The following is a 17670-nucleotide window of genomic DNA, read 5'->3' as shown; positions in this document are numbered from 1 at the left end:
ATGGGCACGGCGGTCCTGGAGCCGCCGGCCAAGCAGATTCCGGCTGAGGACGCGGAGCGCGAACAGGGGCGCGCCCGGCAGGCCGTGGAGGCTGTGGCGGCCGATCTGATCGCGCGCGGCAACCTGGCCGGTGGCGAGGCACAGCATGTACTCGAAGCCCAGGCCATGATGGCCCAGGACCCGGAACTCATGGCGGACGTCGACCGGCGCATCGCCGTCGGCAGTTCCGCCGAGCGCGGCGTGTACGACGCGTTCGCCTCCTACCGCGCGCTGCTCGCCGGGGCCGGCGAGTATCTGGCCGGACGGGTCGCTGACCTGGACGACGTGCGGAATCGTATCGTCGCCCGGCTACTGGGCGTTCCGATGCCTGGAGTGCCGGACAGCGACCAGCCCTATGTACTGATCGCGCGGGATCTCGCCCCCGCGGACACAGCGCTGCTCGACCCGGCACTGGTTCTCGGTTTCGTCACCGAGGAGGGCGGACCGACCAGTCACAGCGCGATCCTGGCCCGGGCCCTGGGTGTTCCGGCCGTGGTCGCGCTGCCCGGTGCCGGTGAACTGGCCGAGGGCACGGTTGTCGCGGTGGACGGCAGCACCGGCGAGATCTTCGTCGAGCCCAGTGCCGAGAGGCGTGCCGCCCTCGAGGGCGCGGCTGCCGCACGCAAGGCGGCACTGTCCGCTTCGACCGGCCCCGGCGCGACGTCCGACGGACACAAGGTGCCGCTGCTCGCCAACGTCGGCGGCCCCGGCGATGTGCCCGCGGCTCTCGAAGCGGGCGCCGAGGGCGTCGGGCTGTTCCGAACCGAGTTCCTGTTCCTCGACGACTCCGCCAAGGCGCCTTCGGAGGAGAAGCAGTTCGACGCCTACCGCAAGGTGCTCGAAGCCTTCCCCGAGGGCCGGGTGGTGGTTCGGGTGCTGGATGCCGGCGCCGACAAGCCGCTGGACTTCCTCACTCCGGCCGACGAACCGAACCCCGCTCTCGGCGTGCGCGGACTCCGTACGCTGCTCGACCACCCGGACGTACTGCGCTCGCAGCTGACCGCGCTGGCCAGGGCGGCCGAAGGGCTGCCGGTGTATCTCGAGGTCATGGCGCCGATGGTGGCCGACCGGATCGACGCCAAGGCTTTTGCCGACGCGTGCCGGGAGGCCGGGCTGCGGGCCAAGTTCGGCGCGATGGTGGAGATCCCGTCCGCCGCGCTGCGGGCACGCTCGATCCTGCAGGAAGTGGAGTTCCTGTCGCTCGGCACCAATGACCTGGCCCAGTACACCTTTGCGGCGGACCGGCAGGTCGGCGCGGTGTCCCGGCTCCAGGACCCGTGGCAGCCCGCGCTGCTGGACCTGGTGGCGCTGTCCGCCGAGGCCGCCAGGGCTGAGGGCAAGAGCTGTGGTGTCTGTGGGGAGGCGGCCTCCGATCCGTTGCTGGCGTGTGTACTGACCGGGCTCGGTGTGACCAGCCTTTCCATGGGTGCGGCATCGATTCCCTATGTCCGCACGACGCTGGCGAAGCACACGCTGGCGCAGTGCGAGCGTGCCGCGGCCGCGGCCCGGGCGGCGGACTCCGCCGAGGAGGCGCGCGTCGCCGCTCAGGCGGTTCTGTCCGGCGAGTAGCAGCGACTGGGGCAACCAGCCGCTGACCAGCGTGTGTCCAGGGGTCTCCCGCCGGAATCCGGCGGGAGACCCCTTCCGCTTCTTCAGTGCGGTGTGTCCGCCTCGGGGACGTCGAAGCCGGCGCAGTACTCGACGCCGGGCTCGGGCGACACCGGTTCACCGGTCTGCGCGTCTGTGCAGTAGGCACTGAACACTTCGCCGGCGGTGAGCGGGGCGAGCCGCCCCCGCTGCAGACGCCAGCCCCTGACCCTTTCCTTTCCCGCCGGGGACGCCGTCCGCATGACCACGCCGCCGGGACTGTTCAGGGCGATGCCCGCCGCGAGCACGGTGACGAAGGCAGCGCCTTCCGCACGGTCGAGCCGGGCGGCGCCCTTCCCGCTCTCCGCGTGCAGCACGCACAGCAACAGATCCACGTCCGTGGGGATGCTGCAGACCAGATGGTGGGTGCCGGGTCCGGCGCGGTCCAGCAGCGCCTTGAGCGTGCGGGAGGCCCGGTCGAAGGATGTACGGCCGATGTCCTCACCGCAGTCCGAGCAGCTGCCCGACTCGGCGAGCACCATCGTGGCGTACTCCCAAGTGGCCTGGCTGACCGCCTCGTTGATGAGCAGCGGAACGATGCCTTCGATCGGCTGTCCGGTGTAGGTCACGGTCGCCCGGCTGCCGGCGATCTTGGCGGTGAACCGTGTACGGCTGTCCGCGGAGTCCGGGTCGAGGCCGGCGGACTCGCAGAACTCCTCGAAATCCTCCGGGTCGAACAGCGCGACGGTCGCGTGCACCCCTTGTGAGGTCAGGTCCCGCAGCAGGCCCTCGACCTGCTGGAGATAGGACGTGTGGTCGTCGAAAGTGAAACTGCGATAGCGCCGCATCGTCGCGAAGTCCTGCTCGTCGGCCAGCAGACCCACGGTGCTCGGTACTTCGCGGCGCAGTGTTCGCCGCATGGACCTGGTCCGGTTGCTTTGCGCCATGACTCCCCCTGAGCGCGACTGATCAATGCTCACTCAGAGTAATCGGCGGGTCTGACAACGCCGCCCGGGGCAGCCCGTGGCGTACGAGTCTGCTCTGGGCCGCGCAGGTGGCGATGACGAGCAGACCCAGCAGTGGCCAGGCCGGTGCGCCGGCTGCGATGACCGCCGTGACGAGCAGAGGCCCTCCGCTGCGCTGCGCCGCGGAGGAAAGGCCGTGCACCCCGAGGTACGCGCCCTGGGCGTCGTCCGCGGCGAGTGACAGGGACAGCTCCCAGGACGCGGTCGCATGCAGCATCTCCGCGAAGGTGAGGGCGATGGTCGCGCACACCAGGGCGGCGGCCGCCGCCAGAGGGCCTCCGCGCACCGACACGCTCATCGCCAGACAGCCGGCGACGAAGCAGGCCGCCAGCGGTATCAGCAGGGCGCGGGCCCTGCCGGCGGTGGGAGCCAGGCGGGCGAGCGGTACCTGGCAGAAGACGACCAGAACGCAGTTGAGGACCAGAAGCAGCGGGGCGAGACCGTGCGGGGCTTCGGTGGCGTGCACGAGCCACAGCGGCATGCCGACCTGGAGGACGGCGTCGTCCAGATAGAGCATGGTCTCGGTCGCGGTGAACAGCAGGTAGGTCCGGTCGCGCCATGGGTTCGACGGAAGGCCATCGGGTTCCGGATCCTTCGAACCGGCCACGACCCGCGAGGGCGACGGCGGTTCCGTGCACCGGAGGGTGAGGGCCGTCATGACGAGGTAGGACAGCGCGTTGCCGATCAGCAGGAGCCGGTAGGCGTGCGTGGTGCCGACCGCGAGGGCGCCGGCGGCCGCGAGACCGCCGATGGCCCAGCCCGCGTTGGAGACGGTGCGCTGGACTGCCTGGTACCTGACCCGCTCCGCTCCGCTGATGCGGGCCGCGTAGAGCTTGGTGAGGACATTGGATCCGCGGTCGGCGAGGCTGCCGACCGCGGAGTAGATCAGCAGCAGGGTGAAGTCATGTGTGGTGAGAAGCGCGAGCAGGGCTACGGCCTGCTGCAGCTGCGCGGCGATCAGGATGCGCGTGAGGGGGAAGCGGTCGGCGATCCGGCCGGCGAGCGGTGAACCGGCGATGCCCGCGGCGCCCGAGACGCCCATGAGGACGCCGACCTCGGCGAAGGGCAGGCCGGCGATCAGGGTGAAGTAGAGCGCGGCCACCCCCATCCACAGTCCGGTCCCGGTCTTGTTGACGAGGGCGATCCAGAGCATGCGGCGACCGTCGCGGCCGCCGGGGATGCGTTCGTACAGTGCGGCTCGGCGAAGGCTCGGACTCACTGTTCCCCCTTGACACACATTATGTACTGGTACATATTTGTTTACGTGGCAACACAATATGCGCTCAGTGGTACCACTGCCAGGGGAATCTCTTCTTCGGTCGAACACGCCGTGTCCGAAGGCGGCTTGGCCCCGGGCGACGCGCTTCCTCCAGTACGGCGGCTCGCCGACGAGCTGGGCGTCAGCCCCGGCACCGTCGCGACGGCGTACCGGGAACTGCGCCGGCGGGGCATCGTGGTGACGCGGGGCAGGGGCGGCACGGTGGTGGCACAGGCACCGGCCGTCGGCTCGCGGCGGCCGCCGAGGGTGCCGTCGGGGGTCCGAGACCTGGCGGGCGGTCATCCGGATCCCGCGCTGCTGCCCGTGCTGCTGCCGCCGGGACGGGTGGATCCCGTCAACGGTTCGCACCGCGCCTCACCGCGGCTGCCCCGTCTGGAGGAGCTCGCCCGGCAGTGGTTCGCACGGGACGGCGTGCCGTGCGAACACGTGACGTTCGCGCACGGCGCGCTGGACTGTATGGCCCGGCTGCTGTCGGCCGAGTTGAAGCCGGGCGACGCGGTGGCGGTGGAGGACCCCGGATTCCATCATCTGCTGGACCTTGTGCCGGCGCTCGGACTGCGGATGGCGCCGGTGGCGGTGGACGACGAGGGCATCAGGCCGGATGCGTTGCGGGCCGCTCTGCGCACCGGGGCCAGAGCCCTGGTGTGCAGTCCGCGAGGACAGAGCCCGCGCGGCGGATGCTTCTCAGCGGCGCGCCGCGAGGATCTGATGGCAGTGCTGGCGGGCTTCCCCGATGTCCTGGTGGTGGAGGACGACCACAATGCGGATATCGCGGGCGCGCCCGCCCATTCGCTGGCGGCGGGCGGACTGCCCCGGTGGGCGCAGGTGCGGACCGTGTCGAAGCACCTCGGCATCGACCTGCGCTGGGCCGCGCTCTCGTGCGATCCGACCACGCTGGCCCGGCACGACGGCCGGATGCTGCTGACGTCCGGGTGGGTCAGTCATCTCCTCCAGGAGACGGTCGCCGTGGCGATGTCGGACGATGCGGTCCGCGCACTGGTCAGCCAGGCCCAACAGACCTACCGGGAACGCCGGCAGGAGCTGATCGCGCAGCTCGGACGACATGGGATCACCGGGCACGGAGCGAGTGGGCTCAATGTCTGGGTGCCGGTCCGCGACGAGTCGGCCGTGGTCAACGGCCTGCGTTCCCGGGGGTGGTGGATCGCCGCGGGGGCCAGGTTCCGGATCGCCACGCCGCCGGCGGTGCGGATCACCACAGCCGGACTCGAGCCGGCCGGCGCCGCGGTACTGGCATCGGACTTCGCTCAGGTGCTGGGCGAGTCCGAGGCCATGTACGGGGGGTAGGGGCGGAGGAGCTCACCGCCGGGTGCGGGCGAGCTCCTCGTAGAAGGTCAGCAGCCCGAGATCGTCGACCGAGCCGGGGTTGACCGCCTTGTCGAGTGCCGCGCCCTGGAGCAGGCGTTTCACGGGGACTTCGATGCGCTTGCCGGTGAGGGTGTGCGGGACCGCGGGGACTTCGATGATGTCGTCGGGCACATGGCGCGGGGAGAGCTGTTCGCGGATCGTCTCCTTGATGCGCTTGCGCAGGGTGTCGTCCAGCACAGCCCCCTGGGCGAGATGGACGAAGAGCGGCATCCAGTAGCCGCCCTCAGGCTCTTCGACGCCGATGACCAGGGACTCCCTGATCTCGGGCAGCCGCTCGACCGCCTCGTAGATATCGGCGGAACCCATGCGAACGCCCTGCCGGTTGAGCGTGGAGTCCGAGCGGCCATGGATGATCACGGAGCCGTGGTCGGTGAGGGTGATCCAGTCCCCGTGGCGCCAGACTCCGGGATAGGTGTCGAAGTAACTGTCGTGGTAGCGGCTGCCGTCAGGGTCGTTCCAGAAGCGGATCGGCATGGAGGGCATCGGGTTGGTGACGACCAGTTCTCCGACCTCACCGACGAGCGGTTCACCCTGTGGGTCCCAGGCCTGGAGGTCCGTGCCGAGGCAGGGAGCCTGGAGTTCACCGATATGGACCGGCAGCGTGGGCACCGCACCGGCGAAGCAGCTGCAGACGTCCGTACCGCCGCTGACCGAGGCGATCCAGACATCTTCGCCGGCCGCTTCGTGCAGCCAGCGGAAGCCGTCGGGCGGCAGCGGGGAACCGGTCGTCGCGATGCAGGTGACCTTGGACAGGTCGTAATCGCGGGCCGGGTGCAGATCGGCCTTGCGGCAGGCCATGACGAAGGCGGCCGATGTGCCGAACAGTGTGGCGCCGGTGCGTTCGGCGATCCGCCACTGTGCTCCGGTGTCCGGGAAACCCGGGCTGCCGTCGTACAGGACGATCGTGGTGCCGGTGAGCAGGCCGGAGACGAGGAAGTTCCACATCATCCAGCCGGTGGAGGTGTACCAGAAGAAGCGGTCGCCCGGCCCCAGGTCGCAGTGCAGACCGAGCTGCTTGAGGTGCTCGACCAGGATGCCGCCCTGGGACTGCACGATGGCTTTCGGCAGGCCGGTGGTGCCGGAGGAGTACAGCACCCACAGAGGGTGGTCGAACGGGACCTGCTCGAAGACCGGTTCGGTGCTTCCCGATGTGACGGCGGACCAGTCGAGGGCGCCTTCGGGAGTTGGTGTGCCGAGCAGCGGGACATGGACCACAGCGCGCACTGTGGGCAGTTCGCGGCGGAGTTCCGCGACGGTCCCGGTGCGGTCGTGGGACTTGCCGCCGTACCGGTAGCCGTCGGCCGCGAACAGGATGACCGGCTCGACCTGCTGGAAACGGTCGAGAACGCTGCGGGCACCGAAATCGGGGGCGCAGGAGGTCCAGACTCCGCCTACGGCCGCTGTGGCGAGCAGCGCGGTGACCGCCTGCGGGACGTTCGGAAGATATCCGCTGACCCGGTCCCCCGGGCGTACGCCCAGCTCCCGGAGCCGGGCCGCGAGTGCTCCGACCTGGCGGCGCAGTTCGGACCAGCTGACCGGCTGCGGGTCATGGGTCTCGTCCACGTGCAGCAGAGCGGGCCCGCTCGCACGGTCCGGGTCTTCCGCGGCGCGCAGTGCGTGTTCCGCGTAGTTGAGCGTGGCACCGGGAAACCACCGCGCCCCCGGCATGGACCGGTCGGCGATGACGGTCTCGTACGGGGCCGAGAAGCGTACGTCGAACCAGTCGGCGACCGCCTTCCAGAAGGAGTCGAGCTCATCGACCGACCAGCGGTGCAGCGCGGCGTAACCGCCGTCGGCGGGAGCGCCGTAGCGCTCGGCCGCCCACGCCTGGAAGCGGGTGATCCTGGCGCTGTCGATGCGCTGGCGGCTCGGCTGCCAGAGCGGTGCGGCGTTCGATGGGTTCATGGGGCGGCTCCCGGGCTGTACGCGTGGTGTGCGTGTGTCGCGCGCACGTGCGGGGTGTGCGCGTGAGGCGGCTGACAGGCACGATGCCATGTGATCGTTTTGTGCACCAGAGCGGGACCTCCATGGTCCGCCGGGTGAACATGTGGCCGGAACGCAGGTGAACGGCAGCTGAACGGCCTCCGCTCCGCTGCCTCCGGATGACAGTCTGACCACCATGGACGCTCGTGACCTGGTTCGCTCGGCGAAAGCGGTCGGTACGGCTCAGGGGCGGCACGCGCTGCGCTCGGCCTGGCGCAGAGCGCGCACGGATGCCGGTGCGCTGGCGGAGCGCGGGGCCGAACGGGCTCGGGTGCCCGGTGTCGTGACGGGCGTGGAGCACCGTCCCGGCGGCGGGGTCATCCGGTTCGCGCGTTCCGAGCTGCTGGTCAGGGTGGCGGTGGGCGGTGCGGTCTTCTGGGGGTGGGACGGCGCCGGGCCGACACCCTCGTACGCATTGGCGGACGGCTGCCCGGAGCCCGATCCGCGCGCCGTTCTCGAGCCCGACAAGGACGGTGGCTGGCGGGTGGTCTCGGAGCGCGTGACGGTCGCGGTGTCCCGGCACGGTGAGGTCGAGATCCGGACGCCGGGCGGGGTCAGGATCCGCAAGGACCTCCCGCCACGCTGGTGGGAACCGGTCACGGGCGGGACCGCGCGCTGGGTGCTGCGGTCGCAGGTCCCCGCCGACGCGCGCTTCTTCGGACTCGGTGGGCCGGCTTCCGGACCGCGGTTGCGGGACGGCAGCTACCGGCTGTGGAACGCGGCTCCGATGGATGCTTCGGGCGAAGGGGCCTCGCGGATCACCATGCCCGTGCAGCTGGTGGTGGCCGACGCAGGCACTCATCTCACCTTCCACGACAACACCTGGGACGGCCGGCTGATCATCGCGGAGGGCTCGGAGGGCGCCGGCTCAGGGCACGACAGGCCCGGAACCGGCGAGCTGCGCATGGAGGGCGGTCCGCTGCGCTGCTGGGTCGTCGCCGGTACGCCGGCCCGGGTACTGCGCGGCTGGACGGCCCTCACCGGCCGGCCCGCGCTTCCGCCGTACTGGGCGCTAGGGCGTCAGCATGTCTGGGCGGGTCACGGCAGCGGGTCCGGGGGCGAGCAGGTCGCGGCCGGGCAGGGGATCCGCGAGCTGGTCGCCGGGCTCCGTGATCGGCGGCTGCCGCTTTCGGCGGTCCATCTGGCCGCCGGCCCGCACACCCGGCGCCGCGCCGGCCCTCTCGACGGCGAGCGCCTCCCCGATCTGCCCGCTCTCGCCAGGGATCTGCGGGCCGAAGGGATACGGCTGGTCTCCGTCGTCGCCCCGGCGGTGCCTGCCGAGCCGGGCCATCCCGTGTACGACAGCGGGCTGGCCGCCGGCGTCTTCGTGCGGGACGCCGACGGCGAACCGGTGCGCGGTGTGGCCCGGCCCGGTGCCTGCGTCTATCCCGATTTCACCGCGCCGCGCGCCCGTGCGTGGTGGGGCGGGCTGAACGAGGAACGGCTCGGCCAGGGCTTCTCCGGTGTGTGGCACACCATGGACGAGCCGGCCTCGCTCGTCCCGTTCGGTGATCCCACCCTGCCGCTCTCGTCGGGTCACGCGTTGGAGGGCCGCGGTGGTGACCACAGGGAAGCCCACAACATCTACGGCCTGACGATGGCGCAGGCCGCCTACCGCGGCCTGCTGGAACTGCGCCCCGAAGAGCGTCCCTTTGTCGTCTCCCGTTCCGGCTGGGCCGGGATGCAGCGCTACGGCGGCGCCTGGTCCGCGGGGCTCCGCGGCTGGCCGGGGCTGCGCGCCTCGCTGTCGATGGTGCTGAGCCTCGGGCTCTGCGGGGTGCCCTGTTCGGGAACGGACGCGGGTGGTCCCGACGACAGCGGTTCGGCCGAGCTGTCTCTGCGCCGGCTCCAGCTGGCCTGCTTCCTGCCGCTGCTGCGCACCGGGGCGTCCCTGTGCGACGGGGCCGGCGTGTCCTGGGGGTGCGGGCCCGGAACGCTGGAGCACGCGCGGACCGCGCTGGCAGGCCGGGAGCGGCTGCTTCCCTACTTCATGACTCTGGCCCATCTGTCCCGGCTGACCGGGGCACCCTATGTGCGGCCGCTGTGGTGGGGGGCCTCGGGGGACCGCGCGCTGCGCGACTGCGAGGACGCCTTTCTGCTGGGCGGGGCCCTGCTGGTGGCGCCGGTGCTGGAGGAGGGGGCGGTCCGGCGGGCCGTACGCCTGCCTCGCGGGCGCTGGTACGACACGGCGACCGGAACCGCCTACGAGGGTCCGGGCCTGGCGATGATCGACGCGCCGCTGTCGCGGGTGCCTGTCCTGGCCCGCGCCGGTTCGGTGATACCGGTGTGCGGGGAGGACGGCGGGCTGGAACTCGAGGTGTGGGCACCAGCCAGCGGGCATGACGGGGCCGGAGTAGTGGTCCGCGATACCGGCGACGGGTGGCAGATGCCGGAGATCGAGCACTACACCACCACCCTGGACTCCGGTCGGGTGGTGGTGGAGCGGGTCGTCGAGCACGGGGCCGTGGAGGCCGGGTACCCGGTGCGGGTGCGCGGCCTCAGCGATAGCGGCCGGTGAACCAGCCCCGTACGGCCTCGGTGTGCAGCGGGAAGGCCAGTTCGGTCGCGGCGCGCAGGATGTGCCAGCCTTCCGTCTCGTCGGTGGGCACCGAGGCGGGCAGCGTGGACGCCGCGCGTTCGGGGAGCAGTCCGAAGATCAGCAGATGACCGTCCGGCGAGCTCAGGGCATCGGCCAGCCGCACCTCGTGCGGTGCGGCCGTGATCCCGGTTTCCTCCCCCAGTTCCCTGACCACCGCGTGATGCCAGTCCTCCGCCTCGTCGATGAACCCCCCGGGCAGCGCGATTCCGCCACTCCGCGGCTCGATGGTCCGCGTGATGACGACAAGTCCTGTGCCCTGGGTGTCGGTCACCGGCAGCAGCGCGACGGCGACGGGAAGCGGATTGCGGTACGCGGTGGTTCCGCAGGCGGGGCAGGTGCGGGGCCGGCCGGCGGTGGCGGGCGCGGCGAGGGCTGTGCCGCAACTCGAACAGTGGGAATCCTTGACGGGTTCGTCCATGGGCGCGGACTGTAGCCGATCACGGTGGCGCTGCGGACGGTTCGCCCGGTGGCCCGCGGCCCGTTCACCTGATAAAGGAAGTGTCCATGACACGACTTACATCTGTTGCGCGGTCCCTGGTGACCACGGTCGCCGCACTGGTGGCCTGGACAGCCGTCTCCCCCGCGGCAGGGGCGGCGCCCGGGGCCCCCAAAGAATTCGTCGCACTGCGCGCAGTCGATCCCACGATCATCCAGGAGATGCGCTACCCCCACGAGCACAACTTCATGGGCGAGCCGGTCGACGGCTACGACCAGCCGCTGTGCATCCTCACCCGGCCCGCAGCGCAGGCCCTGCACCGGGCCCAGACGAAGCTGCTGCGCCAGGGCTACTCCCTCAAGGTCTATGACTGCTATCGGCCGCAGCGCGCCGTCGATCACTTCGTGCGCTGGGCCAAGGACCTGGACGACGAGAAGATGAAGGCCGAGTTCTATCCGCTGGTCAACAAGTCCCGGTTGTTCGCGGACGGCTACATCGCGGAGAAGTCAGGACACAGCAGGGGCAGCACCATGGACCTCACCCTGGTGAGGCTGCCTGCCGTACCCACCCGGCCGTACCGGCCCGGCCAGCGGCTGGTCCCCTGCTACGCACCACAGGCGCAGCGTTTCCCCGACAACTCCATCGACATGGGCACCGGTTTCGACTGCTTCGACACACTCGCCCACACCGACGATCCCCGGATCACGGGCGTTCAGCGGACCAACCGGGATCTGCTGCGCGACGCCCTCACCGCGGTCGGCTTCGTCAACCTCCCCGAGGAGTGGTGGCACTTCACCTACCAGCCGGAGACCTTCCCGGACCGCTACTTCGACTTCCCCGTCGCATGGCGGTCGGTGGCCGGCCACCGCTGACCGCGCCCCGGCTGCCAGACCGTGAGGGGGTACCCGGGACCACCCCCGTGAGCCCCGGGCACCCCCCACTCCCTACCGGACGCGGACCGGCCGTATCCGGTTCTGCCGGGGGCGGATACCTTTTTCCTCATGGCAGAGCAGACTTTTGACTCGTACGAGGAATTCTGGCCCTACTACGTCGCGATGCACTCAAGGGCTGCCACCCGCTGGGTTCATCTGACCGGCACGCTCACCGGGCTCGCGATGACCGCCTACGGCCTGGCGCGTGGCCGCAAACGGTATGCCCTGGCGCTGCCGCTGATCGGCTACGGAACCGCCTGGCCCGCGCATTTCCTCATCGAGGGGAACAACCCCGCATCCTTCGGCCACCCCGCCTGGTCCCTTCGCGGAGACGCACAGATGATCCGGATGATGCTGGCGGGCCGCGACCACGAACTGGCTGAGACCGCCGCCAAGTGGCTCGCCGACAACAGCTGACCGCGGGCCTGACTGCTGGGGTGTCGGTGCGGAGTTCCGCCCGGTGTGCCGCTGCCCGCCGCCGGGAAGCGGCACGGCCGATGGTGTGTCCCGGAATCGGCACGGCCGATGGTTGCGGCCCGGACCCTTGACGCTCCATCACCTACGGTGAACACTTCGCGTTGTCCGGTGACGAGTCGCGTACCTGATTGCGAACGCAGCCTTCTCACCAAGGGGTAGCCATGACGGACAAGTTCGTCGCAGCGATCGATCAGGGCACCACATCGAGCCGCTGCATCATCTTCGATCACGACGGTGCGATCGTCGCAGCCGACCAGCGCGAACACCGCCAGATCTTCCCCCGTCCCGGCTGGGTGGAGCACGACGCGTCCGAGATCTGGTCGAAGGTCCAGGCCGTGGTGGCCGGGGCGCTGGCCAGGGCGGGGCTGCGGGCGGACCAGCTCAGCGCGCTCGGCATCACCAACCAGCGTGAGACGACGGTCCTGTGGGACAGGGCGACCGGCAAGCCGGTGCACAACGCGATCGTCTGGCAGGACACCCGCACCTCCGCGTTGTGCAACGACCTCGGCGCGACGGACGGTCAGGACCGGTTCCGTGAGGCGACCGGGCTACCGCTGGCCAGCTACTTCTCCGGGCCCAAGGCGGCCTGGCTGCTCGACCATGTGCCGGGCCTGCGCAACCGCGCCGAACACGGAGAGATCGCCTTCGGCACCATCGACTCCTGGCTGATCTGGAACCTCACCGGCGGCACGGACGGCGGTGTACACGTCACCGATGTCACCAACGCGTCACGCACGATGCTGATGAACCTCTCCACGCTCCAGTGGGACCCGTCGATCCTGGCCGCGATGCGGGTCCCCGAGGCGGTACTGCCGGAGATCCGTTCGTCGGCGGAGGTGTACGGGACGGCCGTCGGCGCGCTGGCGGGCGTGCCCGTCGCCTCGGCCCTGGGGGACCAGCAGTCCGCCCTCTTCGGTCAGGCCTGCTACGACACCGGTACGGCAAAGAACACGTACGGAACCGGAAGTTTCCTGCTGCTCAACACCGGTGACACCCCGGTGGCGTCGAAGAACGGGCTGATCACCACCCTCGGTTACCGGATCGGCAGCGACCGCCCGGTCTACTGCCTGGAGGGCTCGATCGCGATCACCGGCGCGCTGGTCCAGTGGTTCAGGGATCAGCTGGGCATCATCCGCAGCGCCGACGAGATCGAGGCCCTCGCCGCAAGCGTCGACGACAACGGAGGGGCGTACATCGTGCCCGCCTTCTCCGGACTCTTCGCGCCGTACTGGCGCTCGGACGCCCGTGGGGTCATCACCGGGCTGACCCGCTATGTGACCAAGGGACATCTGGCCCGTGCGGTGCTGGAGGCGACCAGTTGGCAGACCCGTGAAGTCGTCGACGCGATGTATCAGGACTCCGGCGTGCGGATCAGGTCGCTCAAGGTCGACGGCGGCATGACCGGGAACAATCTGCTGATGCAGCATCAGGCCGATGTGCTGGGCGTTCCGGTGATCCGGCCGAAGGTGTCGGAGACGACCTGTCTGGGTGCCGCCTACGCGGCCGGTCTCGCCACCGGCGTCTGGTCCGGCCTCGATGAACTCAAGGCCCACTGGCAGCGGGATGTGGAGTGGACCCCGCGGATGGAGGACGCCGCCCGGGACCGTGAGTACGCGAACTGGCGCAAGGCGGTGGAGCGTTCGTTCGGATGGCTCGACGAGGACTCACGGGGATAGCCGCGTACGGCCCGCGGACGCGGCCCGCACCCCTGTCGGCGGGGGTGCGGGCCGTGCACCCGTAGCGGTGCCCAGTGGCCCGTCGGCCGATGCGCCGCTCCGGGACGCCCCGCCCCGCCGGGCCGCCTCAGGTGACGGCGTGCTCGCGGACCCGGTCCGCGAGGACCATGGCGTGTTCGACGACCGCGACCAGGACGTTCTTGACGGACTCGCGGTCGCGCGCGTCACACATCAGCAGGGGCACATCGGGGTCGAGGTCGAGCGCCGAACGCACCGTCTCCATCGGATAACGGTCCGCCCCGTCGAAGTTGTTGACCGCGACGGTGAACGCGATGGAGCGGCGTTCGAAGTAGTCGATGGCGGCGAAGCAGTCCTCGAGCCGGCGGGTGTCCACCAGGACGACGGCCCCCAGAGCTCCGAGCGCGAGTTCGTCCCACAGGAACCAGAACCGGTCCTGCCCCGGTGTGCCGAAGAGATAGAGGACCAGATCCTCGCGGAGGGTGATCCGTCCGAAGTCCATGGCGACGGTGGTGGTGGTCTTCTGCTCCACCCCGTCGACCGAATCCACCGGCCTGCCCGCCTCGCTCAGGGTCTCCTCGGTGCGCAGCGGTCTGATCTCGCTGACCGCGCCCACCAGGGTGGTCTTGCCGACTCCGAACCCCCCGGCGACCAGGATCTTCAGGGTCACCGGCTCGACGAGCTGCTTCTTGCGGCTAGAGCGCCCGAAGGCCATTGATTACCTCACGAAGAATACTGACGTCCGGCAGCTCGGCCGGCGGTACGGGCTGGGTCACATGGACAAGTTCGTCGTCGACCAGGTCGCCGACGAGCACACGCACCACACCCACGGGCAGGTCGAGGCCGGTCGCCAGTTCGGCGATCGACTGCGGAGAGGTACTGCACCGCTCCACGATCTCGACGTGCTCGGGCGCGAGGGTCTGGTCCCTTCCCGGGTCCTCCGCCGCCGGTTCGGGGACGACGAGCGCGATCAGGTCGAGCCTGTGGTCTCCCGTGGCCCCGGTGCGGCCACGTGTCATTGCGTACGGCCGCACCACAGGTCCTGCGTCGTCGTCGAACCAGTGGTGGGCCGGTGGTCGTCCCCCGTCACTCATCGTGCCCCCCTCACCCTCCCGCGGTGAGCCCGGTCCGCGGCGCGGTCGCGAGGTGGGCTCCGACCCGCTTGACCATCAGCGTCATCTCGTAGGCGACCAGGCCCACGTCGGAGTCGGCGTCGGACAGCACGGCGAGACAGCTGCCGTCGCCCGCGGCCGTGATGAAGAGGAAGGCCTCGTCGAGCTCCACGACGGTCTGGCGGACGCGCCCCGCGTCGAAGTGGCGGCCGACGCCCTTGGCCAGACTGTGGAACCCGGAGGCGACGGCGGCGAGATGCTCACCGTCCTCACGGGTCAGGTCCTTGGAAGTGCCGGTGGCGAGGCCGTCACCGGAGAGCACCAGCGCCTTGCGGATGCTGCCGACCCGTTCGACCAGCTCGTCCAGAAGCCAGTTGAGCTCGCCGGGCCCTCCTGCGGCGTTGTGTACTGCGGACTTCGGTGCGGTCATCGACCGGTCTCCTCCGATGTTGTTCCTGGCGTTGTGCCGTCCGGTCCGGTGCCGACGGCTGCGGATGATCCGGCCGGCTGCTCCGCCGAGTTGTCCCGGCGCCCCCGCTGCCAGCCGCGCTGAAGCGAAGCCATCCGACTGCGTACTTCTTCGGCGTCCCGCTCGTCGTCCTTCTCCACGGCCCGCGGTTCGGCCGCGAGCGCGGGCGCTCCCCTGAGCTGCGGGGCGAGATTCGCCTGGCGCACTCTTCGGGGCAGCCCGTCGGTGCCTCCGCCGGCGGGCTTGTCCTGCGACGGCAGAGGGACGGGGGTGTCGACCCGGCGGCCGTGGTCAGAGACGAGGGTGGGTGTTCTGCGTCGTCGCGGCAGACCGACCGGGCCCGTGGACCGTACCGGTCCGCTTCTCGGCGCTCCCTCGTCGGGTGTCTGCTGGTGCTGGTCGCGCGTCACCGCGACCGCGCGGTTGCGGAAGATCCCGCCCGGAGAGCTGTCCTCGTCGCCGAGATCCGCCGTCGCGTCGAAGACAGTCTCGTCCACCGGCGGTTCGAGCTCGACCGGGCCGTCGAGGACGGTCGCGGGCGAGCGGCCGGCGGCCGGGACCGGTGACAGTGCCGAGCGCGGACCCGGCTTCTGGCGCTTGCCGCCACCGCCGGGCCGGTCGAGGCGGAAGCCGGCACCGTTGGTGTCGGAAGCCTCGGTGTCGGGTGCGTCGGTGAGCAGCGCCACCGGGATGAAGATCACGGCGGTGGTTCCGCCGTAGGGCGAAGGCTGCAGCGAGACCCGGACGTTCTGCCGTTGGGCGAGCCTGCTGACCACGAACAGACCGAGCCGGTCGGTGTCCGACAGTTCGAACTCGGGGGTCTCGGCGAGACGGAGATTGGCGTCGAGGAGCGCATCGGGTGCGATACCGAGGCCGCGGTCGTGGATCTCCACGGTGAAGCCGTTGGCTACCCGCTCACCGTGTACCTGTACGGCGGTGTGCGGGGGTGAGAACACCGTCGCGTTCTCCAGGAGTTCGGCGATGAGGTGGGTGAGGTCCGCGACCGCCGGGCCCTTGACACCGATCCTCGGCAGCCGGCGGACCTCGATGCGCTCGTAGTCCTCCACCTCGGCAACCGCCGCCCGTACGACGTCCATCAGCTGGACCGGCTTGCGCCACTGCCGGGACGGGGCGGCTCCGGAGAGGATCACCAGGCCCTCGGCGTGCCGGCGCATACGGGTCGTGAGGTGGTCCAGACGGAAGAGGTCCGCGAGTTCCTCGGTGTCCTCGGTCCGCCGCTCCATGGTGTCCAGCAGAGTCAGCTGCCGGTGCAGCAGAACCTGATTGCGCCGGGCGAGGTTCACGAACACGTCGGAGACGCCTCGCCGCAGATCGGCCTGGCGCACGGCCGCTTCCACCGCGGCACGCTGAAGGGTGTTGAGCGCCTGGCTGACCTGACCGACCTCGTCCCTCTCGTACTCCAGACGCGGGGCCTCGGTCTCCACGTCGACCTGCTCACCGGCCGCAAGACGGCGCATGACGCTCGGCAGCCGCACCCCGGAGGCCTCATGCGCCTCCTTGCGGAGCCGGCTGAGGTCGCGGGCCAGCTCGCGGCCGATCCGGACGGACACCACCAACGACACCATCAGTCCGCCCACACCGAGCAGCGCGGCGATGCCGTCCTTGGCCAACACCTTGATCGCGGCGGGCCTCACCCGGTCCCGGAACCCGTCACGGGCGTCCGTCTCCATCACGGCGAGGTGCTCGAGGGTCCGGGCCGCATCCGTGGTCCAGCGCGAGGCCGAACCGGAAATGGTGGTGCTCCCCGGGTTCCCGGAGATCGCGGTGTCCTCCTCGGTGCGCACCGGAATGGTGGCGGGACCGCTCCAGTAGCCGGTGAACGCGTCCCGGTCCTGTCGGGGCAGCGCCGGCAGGCTGTCGGTGTAGTAGACCTTGCGGGCGGTGACGAGGTCCGAGATGTCGCGCCTGTCCCGGGGGTCGAGCCGGCCCGCGGTGAGGGCCGATCCGAGCAGCGCGTCCTCACGGGAGAGTGTTTCGCCGGCCCGGCTGACACCGACGAGGGCCTTCCCCTCCTTGTCGAGGCCCGAGTTCTGCAGTGTGGGCAGATCGACGAGGAAGTCGAGTATCCGGTCGCCCAGCCGGTTGTACTGGTCGTAGGCCTCGCGGCGGGTCTCCTCGTGGTCACCTGCGTTGCGGCGCAGCGATCCCAGCCCGGCGAATCCGTCGAGGACGGCCTGCAGACGCCGCTCCGCGCCCGGACCCAGCGCCGAACGGGCGTCGTCCTGTGCCGCGTTGTGGCGCAGTCTGGCGACCACGGCATCGGTTCCGGTGCGCTGGGCCCGCAGTTGGGTGAGGACGTCCGATGCGCCGGGGTCCACGAGATAGCGGAGGGTCAGGGACCGCTCCTTCTGGACCTCCCGCAGGGAGTCGGACAGCGGGTAGCCCACCTTCTTGATGACCGTGCCCGCGTGCATGAGCTGCAGGGCGTCGCGGCCCGTGAGGTAGACGGCGTAGGACCAGATCACCGTCAATGCGACAAGTGGGACCAGCAACAGCGCCACGATCTTCCTGCGGATGGACTTCCCGCGAAAGCGCATGGCCTCCCCCAGCTCAACCCCGCCCGGCGGGGGTGGTGTTCCGTCAACAAACGGCGTGAGCCTACTACTGCCGCACAGGCAACTCGAAGGGACG

At 70.5% G+C, this 17670-nt stretch carries 14 protein-coding genes (1 of these 14 only partly in view); 6 read left to right on the top strand and 8 right to left on the bottom strand.

What is annotated here, in order from left to right; genetic code table 11:
* Positions 1-1608 carry the 3' portion of a phosphoenolpyruvate--protein phosphotransferase gene (gene ptsP / locus OHS16_RS27450; protein WP_328539922.1) on the top strand. The gene continues 63 nt to the left of window position 1, outside the view, so 1608 of the gene's 1671 nt are visible here — the last part of the coding sequence; the start codon falls outside the window, past its left edge; it ends in the stop codon at positions 1606-1608.
* An 83-nt stretch (positions 1609-1691) separates the two neighbouring features.
* Here ptsP and OHS16_RS27445 read toward each other — a convergent pair whose 3' ends face one another.
* Positions 1692-2573, bottom strand: coding sequence for a hypothetical protein (locus tag OHS16_RS27445; RefSeq protein ID WP_328539921.1), 882 nt, complete (start codon positions 2571-2573; stop codon positions 1692-1694).
* A 22-nt stretch (positions 2574-2595) separates the two neighbouring features.
* Positions 2596-3804 carry an MFS transporter gene (locus tag OHS16_RS27440; protein WP_328539920.1) on the bottom strand — a complete coding sequence of 403 codons (1209 nt, stop codon included), beginning with the start codon at positions 3802-3804 and terminating at the stop codon, positions 2596-2598.
* A gap of 111 nt (positions 3805-3915) precedes the next feature.
* On the opposite strand from OHS16_RS27440, the gene OHS16_RS27435 reads away from it, so the two are divergent.
* Entirely contained in the window at positions 3916-5235 is a 1320-nt protein-coding gene (locus OHS16_RS27435; RefSeq protein ID WP_328539919.1) for an aminotransferase class I/II-fold pyridoxal phosphate-dependent enzyme, read from the top strand.
* A 12-nt stretch (positions 5236-5247) separates the two neighbouring features.
* On the opposite strand, the gene OHS16_RS27430 is transcribed toward OHS16_RS27435, so the two are convergent.
* Positions 5248-7221 (bottom strand): acetoacetate--CoA ligase, encoded by a 1974-nt coding sequence (locus tag OHS16_RS27430; protein ID WP_328539918.1) that lies wholly within the window; start codon positions 7219-7221, stop codon positions 5248-5250.
* A 214-nt stretch (positions 7222-7435) separates the two neighbouring features.
* On the opposite strand from OHS16_RS27430, the gene OHS16_RS27425 reads away from it, so the two are divergent.
* Positions 7436-9817 carry a glycoside hydrolase family 31 protein gene (locus tag OHS16_RS27425; RefSeq protein WP_328539917.1) on the top strand — a complete coding sequence of 794 codons (2382 nt, stop codon included), beginning with the start codon at positions 7436-7438 and terminating at the stop codon, positions 9815-9817.
* Here the strand turns inward: OHS16_RS27425 and OHS16_RS27420 are convergent.
* Positions 9798-10316, bottom strand: a complete 519-nt coding sequence (locus OHS16_RS27420) for an NUDIX hydrolase (RefSeq protein WP_328539916.1) — start codon at positions 10314-10316, stop codon at positions 9798-9800. The genes OHS16_RS27425 and OHS16_RS27420 overlap by 20 nt on opposite strands.
* Before the next feature lie 86 nt (positions 10317-10402).
* Between OHS16_RS27420 and OHS16_RS27415 the strand changes: the two genes are divergently transcribed.
* The 3 genes from OHS16_RS27415 to glpK all read left to right on the top strand — a co-directional run bounded on the left by OHS16_RS27415 (position 10403) and on the right by glpK (position 13419).
* Positions 10403-11206: a M15 family metallopeptidase gene (locus tag OHS16_RS27415; RefSeq protein ID WP_328539915.1), complete on the top strand. Its 804-nt coding sequence runs from the start codon at positions 10403-10405 to the stop codon at positions 11204-11206.
* Between the two features lie 129 nt (positions 11207-11335).
* Positions 11336-11683, top strand: coding sequence for a DUF962 domain-containing protein (locus OHS16_RS27410; RefSeq protein WP_328539914.1), 348 nt, complete (start codon positions 11336-11338; stop codon positions 11681-11683).
* Positions 11684-11904: 221 nt separating this feature from the next.
* Complete coding sequence (gene glpK / locus OHS16_RS27405) at positions 11905-13419, top strand: glycerol kinase GlpK (RefSeq protein WP_328539913.1); 1515 nt, start codon at positions 11905-11907, stop codon at positions 13417-13419.
* Positions 13420-13546: 127 nt separating this feature from the next.
* On the opposite strand, the gene OHS16_RS27400 is transcribed toward glpK, so the two are convergent.
* The 4 genes from OHS16_RS27400 to OHS16_RS27385 are packed head-to-tail and all read right to left on the bottom strand — an operon-like array spanning position 13547 to position 17576.
* Entirely contained in the window at positions 13547-14152 is a 606-nt protein-coding gene (locus OHS16_RS27400) for a GTP-binding protein (RefSeq protein ID WP_328539912.1), read from the bottom strand.
* The gene (locus OHS16_RS27395; RefSeq protein ID WP_328539911.1) at positions 14133-14531 is read right to left on the bottom strand and encodes a DUF742 domain-containing protein; all 399 of its coding nucleotides are present in this window, start codon (positions 14529-14531) and stop codon (positions 14133-14135) included. Before OHS16_RS27395 ends, OHS16_RS27400 begins: the two co-directional genes overlap by 20 nt.
* 10 nt (positions 14532-14541) lie before the next feature.
* Positions 14542-14979, bottom strand: a complete 438-nt coding sequence (locus OHS16_RS27390; protein ID WP_328539910.1) for a roadblock/LC7 domain-containing protein — start codon at positions 14977-14979, stop codon at positions 14542-14544.
* Positions 14976-17576, bottom strand: a complete 2601-nt coding sequence (locus OHS16_RS27385; protein ID WP_328539909.1) for a sensor histidine kinase — start codon at positions 17574-17576, stop codon at positions 14976-14978. Before OHS16_RS27385 ends, OHS16_RS27390 begins: the two co-directional genes overlap by 4 nt.
* Positions 17577-17670: the final 94 nt, after the last annotated feature.

Source organism: Streptomyces sp. NBC_00344 (assembly GCF_036088315.1).
Classification (GTDB): Bacteria; Actinomycetota; Actinomycetes; order Streptomycetales; family Streptomycetaceae; genus Streptomyces.
This window is presented reverse-complemented; position numbering and strand designations above follow the sequence as displayed.